The sequence below is a fragment of the Nocardia sp. TBRC8007 genome (assembly GCF_056629435.1).
This window is the reverse complement of the sequence record NZ_JBWSOR010000060.1, coordinates 1-6,456: the sequence shown is the minus strand read 5'-3', so window position 1 is coordinate 6,456 and position 6,456 is coordinate 1. Positions and strand designations below refer to the sequence as shown.

Here is a 6,456-nt window from a genome sequence, read left to right as displayed (position 1 = left end):
CATGTCCGCGGCTACTTCCGTACCCCACACACCATTTACACTTCAACCATTTAGTTCCGGGTCAATAGCGCTTTGAACTCTTTTGCGGTCATCCGATCGAACACCTGCCCTGCTTCATTCTCAAATTCAACCTCTTTATCGTATAATACCTGACCGGTGCTGTCGCGAACCACGTACGAGACAATGACCAAGTCAGGATGTTGGGTTCCCTGAACTAAATTTCCGTCCACGTCACAGAGCTCTATTTCTCCTGATGTCTCAGCGCCTTGCTTAACCTAAGCTACCCACTCACGCCGAACCGAAGGCCCGGCGTGAGATCAAGGCTAGTTTGGCCCCTCTGTGCTGATAGGAATCCCACGCCCCTTCAGTTCGTTGTAATTCCGTATAATCCTCATCGGCGGTATCGCGGACGGGAATCTCATCAAGGCCCCGGTTTCGCGTTCCACTACGAGCGTCGCGCTACCGCGACCTCTGGGAAATACGATCCATCCTCTGTCAAATTTTTCCATACTGAAGTTATATGAGCCGAAATGTTCTCGGAATATTTCATTGGCCACTTTTTCATCTACCATGAAAATTCTCCCTCCTTCAAATGGTGTCCGTATGGATCAATATAAATAGCGTCTATGTATTCACAATCACTCTCATCGAAGCCCAGCCCGTTTGCCGTGGGTGGCCAAGGTTCCATCTGTGCGGACTGCCCGTCCAAGGCAACCACTTGGCCATTTATGTTGAAAGCATTAAACCAATGCCCACCCCCCGCGTGCCAATCGACACCGACGACTGCGCTGGCACCGGACCCCAGGCTTAAGAGGTTTGCCTCTATATGACCAAAGGTGGCGGGTACCCGATCTCCATTACTCCATATATCTATCACTTCCAGTGGTTCGCCCTCATCGTCGGGGAGTTGAGAAGCACCAGCCATTATCTCGATGCCTCTCCATGTCATTTCGCTTGCTCGTGTGCAATCACCACAATTGTTCGTTCGCCCTGAATCAACCCCGTAGCCAGGGTTGATTCCATACAGCCACAATTCTGGATCACGATAGGGGATGAACTGATGAGGATCCTCACTGTTACTGCGGTCGTACAGGAAAGGGAATGCCAGGTCCACAAGGTCCATCATCGGCGGCGGAATCGGTTGGCTAGTGCCGCGTCCGGATAGGTTGTTGCGGTAATCCGGGTGTCGGCTTGCGCGGCGACCGCACTGCCGGTGATGCTGCCGGTGGAGGTGGTGTCGTGGCTCGGCAACCGGATGTGTTCGTGCGGCAGTTGTCCCCTGATGAGGGGCGGAAAGTTCAGCGGATCGCCAAGACCAGCAAACAGCCCGTCAGGACGCGGCGGGCGATCGTGGTGATGGCCTCGGCCCAGCGTCAGCCTGTCGGGTTCATCGCGAAGCTGATGCAGGTGTCGGAAAGCTATGTGCGGCAAGTCATCCACGACTTCAACGCTGAGGGGTTCGCTGCTCTGGACCCAAAATGGAGCGGGGGCAGGCCGGCGAAGACTGATCCGACCACGCGTGAGCGGATCTGTCAGATCGCCCGGTGCTGCCCCCGTGACCTGGGCTGGCCGTTCTCGACCTGGAGTCTGTCGAAACTGTCGGAAGCGTTGCGGATCAACGGGATCGCCGACATCAGCCGCGAAACCCTGCGTCAGATCCTGAAGGCCGGTGGGGTGTCGTGGCAGGCCACGAAAACATGAAAGGCCAGCAACGATCCCGAGTTCGCCGAGAAGATGGCCCGGGTGCTCGACCTCTACGACAACCCGCCTGCCGATGGCCGGGTGGTGTGTGTCGACGAGTTCGGGCCCTTGAACCTGATGCCGCGGGCAGGGCGCGGCTGGTTTCCGCAGCGGACTCCGAAGCGGTTGCGAGCGACATACCACCGCACTCAGGGGGTGCGGCACATGTTCGGGGCGCTGGACCTGCGGTCGGGGCAGTTGTACTACCGGATCCGTGACCGGAAACGCTGGACCGAGTTCCTGGCGTTCCTCAAGACCCTGCGAGCTCGCTGGCCTGGTGAGAAGCTGTATCTGATCCTGGACAACTACTCGGTCCACAAGCGGTGTGAGGTGCGGGAATGGTGCGCCGAACACGATGTCGAGTTGGTGTTCGTGCCGACATATTCGTCGTGGCTGAACCGGATCGAGTGTGAGTTCGCGGCGTTGCGGTATTTCGCGCTCAACGGCACCGACCACCGCAGCCACGGCGAGCAGGACGACGCGATCGGTGACTACGTCCGGTGGCGTAACCAGAATGCCGGACCGATCCGCGACTTCGCTGTCGGGTCGAAGATCCGGCACCCTGATTACCTACCGAAGGTTGCTTGACGCGGCACTAGCCCCAAAGATAACCCGCTTTCTAAGCGACTGGACTTGCGTACCCATATCCCCGAGTATGGGTTGGGTTGATTTTGTGGCTTAGAAACGAAAATAGACCCCGGTTTTGACCGGAGCCTGTCCCGACCCAGGTGCTTCGCTGTATCTTCATCAGAGATTCATGCCAGCTTGACGCGCCACTCAGCAAGTCCCCGACCCTGCGGTCGAGTATCGAAAGGATTCTGTCCGCATTGAATAAATGCACGGGCACGATCGGTACGGACTGTCAACCGTAAGTGTTCGCTATCCCACTCGCCGAGCCTGTTCAACTTCGCAGGCACATATATCTACATCCAACCGTAAGCCGAACCATCAGTCCGAATTACGGTTGGATGTAGAGTTCGCTGCGACCGCAACTTTCGAACTTTTGCTCGAAAGTTGTTATATGTTACGCACCATCGGTCGGCGTTATCATACTGGAGGTCCAGTCTCGCGTGAGATCGCTTCATCCCACCGAAAATACTCCTCGCCTAAGATATCGGGGCGACCTTTCGCGCGCCGCTTGACAAGCCTTTGCTTGTAGTCGATCATAGACTTTCCGACGTCCGAAAACCAGGCGCTCACCGAGTCGAATTTCTTTTCCACCTCACCCGATTCCAGTATTAGCCATAACGGCGGGTCGGGGTTTTTCAGGTCGGTGCCGTCGATCACTATCGAACTGCATCCCCCTGCCTCGGAGATCACGAGCATGTTCTCCGGATCGCGGATACCCGAATCCTCGGCTTCCTCCAAATCACCCAGGGCGAGTTCCTTGACCTGAGCATCCACCACACGGACACCGAACGTCGTCCCCGCGAACCAAGCACCCGGCTTCCTCCCGAGAATCCGCAAGACCTCCCGGAACGCCACCGGAACCTCGGTCACCCCTTGAGTCGCGGCCATCGCATCGATCTCCGCATCCGAAGCGCCCTCGACCCTTTCCGGGCGGAAACCTTCCGCCACAACCCCATCGAAGATCTCCCGTATCTCACGGGCCACTCGAGCATCGTCATCTTCCACTGCTTCCCAACCTCCACAAGTATTCATCGTCCAGATTCTTTGCAGTCACGGAAACCTTGTTATCGAAGGCTTCTTCAAAGTTCTCGATAACCGCTTGACACGACGCGCAGATCTGCTTATCCGGCGTTTCATTCAACCTTCCTCTCGGGAAGTCGATTACCATATCGACTTTAACATGAATATTCGTACTTGCTATATCAATTCCGAGATGATGCGCCGCGTCCTCCACGACCTCCTTGGCATCGATAGGGTAACCATTGCCATCTTTCTGCGCCTTTTCGATTGCAGCCACGATGGCATCCTCGACTTCTTGTGCCGATTTGCCGGAAGCTGTGCGCAGAATATCTCGTGTCAATTGCTCGATTATCTTGGGCTCGGAATCGAATGTGCGCGGATGCTGCACTTCGAAAGTTTTGTAGATGCGGTGCCCTTCGTCCGGGAGGTCGGGCTGCGATCCGGCGGTTCCTTTCAGGGTAGTCGGCTGCCCACTTGCTACCGAGAATTGCTCGCTGAACACTTTACCGGCAACTGTTCCCGCAGCCTCGCCAGTGGTCAAGGTTCTAATCGGCCATTTTTCCCTGATTTTTCTGTTTGCCCCATCGGTAAACGGCTCTTTACGAGCCTCTTCGTTCTTCCGTATGAGTTGATCCCATTCCTGAAGTGATGTTTCAGATATTTCAGACTCGATGGCAGTAGAGCTCTCGGGGGAGGTGCTGTTCGGTTCGTCCCCTGGTGCAGAAGACTGCTCAGTTGTCGGCCTCGTCTCGGCTCGAGGAAGGGCGTGTTGAGCAGGGGCGCGACCCGGGCGCGTCGGACCGGGATGTAGGACAGGTATGTGCGTCGGGTCTGGAATAGCGCTCGGGTCGGGGATTTCGCTTGGGTTGTCGGGGTCGGTGGGGTCGAATTTTGGTGGTTCGGTTGGGTTTTCCGGGACGTCGGGTATTTCTGGATTGGGGGTGGTTGGGCCGGGTTGGTGGTGGCCGGGTGTGCCGCCTGGAGGTGTTGTGGGTGCTACGGGTGTCGGTTGTGTCGTGGTGTCCGGTGGTGGAGAAGTGGGGGGTGTTGGTGCAGGTATCGGGTTTTCGGCCGGGGCTGGAGATTCTTCGTTGCCGGAACCGCTTCCTGGGTAGTCGATCTCAGGCCCGTCTGGATAGGGAGGGCGTATGACAGGACGTGGGGCGGGTTCGATCTTGGCCGGTTGCTGCGGTGCTACTGGTCCTCGTGGTGCGGCTGGGATGGCCGGAGGCGCGGCCGGGGCCCCCTCTCCCAAGAGGTCTGCCAGGGTCCGTGCGCCTTGCAGACCTGTTTTGACGGCACCGCCGGGCAGTACCAGCATGAAGGCGCTCTGGAGCTCTTCTGTGGAGGCGAGCGCGCGGCCCTCGTCCAAGGGACGGATAGGGGGCGTAGCAACCACTTCGCCGTTACGTATTTCGAGATTCATAACGGTGGGGGTGACAGTAGTATTTGTAAGCCCACTGAGGTTGCCGTCTTGGTCGTATGTTGCGGTGTAATGGAATGTTTCGTCGTTATATGCGGAGTGGTAGATCAAGTGGCGTTGTCGTGCGGCGTCGGGCAGGTTCGGATCGACCGGTACGGATTCCCAATACGAGCCGTCGAAGTTGTCCACACCGATTGTTCCGCCGGGTGATTCGACCACTCCTGGTGTGAGTGGGACAGGCGGGAGCTGCATCTCACCGGACTTGCCGGTGTTGGGGTCGTAGGTGTGATAGCTCTTGGGCGTTTCCTGCGGTGTAGACAACATCCCTGGTGTGGTGGGGGAATCACTCGGAGGCTTATTCGGATCGACCTTGGTGAGCGGACCCGGAATTGTCAGGCCGGGATAATCGTCCACTGGGGTCGGCGACTGCGGAACCGGAGGTTGCTTCACAGGCGCCGGCTGTTGCTCAGGCTGTTGTTGTGGAGGCGACGTTGCGGGAGTTTCCGATCGGAGGGTTCCGTCAGGGTTACGCGTCTCTCTGGATCCGTCAGGGTTTCCGTAAGTGTGGGATCCATCTGGGTTGTCGCGAGCCCAAGGACCATCCCCGTCTGGTCCTGCGTACGCTGTCGCAGCCTGGTGGAGTGGCAGGCTGATATTCCCGATTCCCGTGCCCGATCTAGCGTGACCGGGTGCAGACGCTTCGGACATCAGTGGTACAGGCACCGTTTGTGTCTCGGCGCTCACAGATGATTCGAGTTCACGCCGCGCTTCGATACGGTCGACCATGCGGGCGGCCGATTCGGGAGTCATGTTGTAGAAGTTGTAAACCTTCCCACCCCCACCACCCGCGGATCCGGCATCGGGGTCGTCCTCGCGGGCGGGAGTTATCGAGTCGAACCAGGCGGCATGCCGGGTGACCCACGAGTAGTCCTCGGGCTCGGGACCACCTAGGCCAGGGATTGTCATCGGATTACACCTCGGAGAGATCGGTATGCGGTTACGACGAAAGGAGTGGGTTCCTGCACAGGGGCAGGCGGATACGACACGCGGCCTGCACCAGGGTGGTGCGGGCCGCGTGTGGTGATCGGGGTATGCGGTTGGCTGTCGATGCCGGTCCGGGGCACGGCGTAGTAGCCGGTGGGGTGGTCGTGTTCGGACTGGTCGGCGAAGTCGCAGAACAACCCGCTGCCCCGGATGGTCATGGTGGTGGCACCGGGTATGCAGGGTCGTATCAGCGGTGTAGGTCACCGGCCCGCTGCTATCGGACAGGCAGAGCAGCTGCCGATCCTTGTAGCCAGCGACGCGTACGGACACAACGGCGATGTGCCGAGTTCCGCAACGAGTAAGGAAGATCCGGGTGGTCGAAGTCGGACAGAACAGACGCTGTGCTGTCGCGGTTACCCGGTGTGGTGGTAGCGCCGTGACCGCCTGTTGTGGCAGCGGCACGCCGGAGAGGGTGTCATTGCCCGGCTGTACACACAGCAGCCGTGAATGCGGGAAGCCCCGATCCGTGAGGGTGGATCAGGGCTTGGATCGACTGGGACACCGGAACTGTCGACGAGGAGGAGATCACGGTGGGAATGGTATGAGGCACAGTTGTGCTACCGCGAAAATCTTGGCTTAAGGGTGCCGCGCTTGTCAAC

Annotated in this window: 4 protein-coding genes and 1 pseudogene; 2 read left to right on the top strand and 3 right to left on the bottom strand. The window is 58.4% G+C overall.

Annotation, left to right across the window (positions count from 1 at the left end):
• Positions 1–565: 565 nt before the first annotated feature.
• On the bottom strand, positions 566–1,126 hold the full coding sequence (locus tag ACX4ZE_RS22320; protein WP_480275429.1) for a toxin glutamine deamidase domain-containing protein: 561 nt from the start codon (positions 1,124–1,126) through the stop codon (positions 566–568).
• Between the two features lie 113 nt (positions 1,127–1,239).
• On the opposite strand from ACX4ZE_RS22320, the gene ACX4ZE_RS22315 reads away from it, so the two are divergent.
• Positions 1,240–1,701 (top strand): helix-turn-helix domain-containing protein, encoded by a 462-nt coding sequence (locus ACX4ZE_RS22315; RefSeq protein ID WP_480275428.1) that lies wholly within the window; start codon positions 1,240–1,242, stop codon positions 1,699–1,701.
• Positions 1,702–1,716: 15 nt separating this feature from the next.
• Positions 1,717–2,328, top strand: a pseudogene (locus ACX4ZE_RS22310) (IS630 family transposase); the annotation flags it as partial.
• A 459-nt stretch (positions 2,329–2,787) separates the two neighbouring features.
• Here ACX4ZE_RS22310 and ACX4ZE_RS22305 read toward each other — a convergent pair.
• Both ACX4ZE_RS22305 and ACX4ZE_RS22300 read right to left on the bottom strand, forming a co-directional pair.
• Positions 2,788–3,375, bottom strand: a complete 588-nt coding sequence (locus ACX4ZE_RS22305) for an SMI1/KNR4 family protein (protein ID WP_480275427.1) — start codon at positions 3,373–3,375, stop codon at positions 2,788–2,790.
• Positions 3,365–5,263 carry a hypothetical protein gene (locus ACX4ZE_RS22300; RefSeq protein WP_480275426.1) on the bottom strand — a complete coding sequence of 633 codons (1,899 nt, stop codon included), beginning with the start codon at positions 5,261–5,263 and terminating at the stop codon, positions 3,365–3,367. Before ACX4ZE_RS22300 ends, ACX4ZE_RS22305 begins: the two co-directional genes overlap by 11 nt.
• Positions 5,264–6,456 lie beyond the last annotated feature (1,193 nt).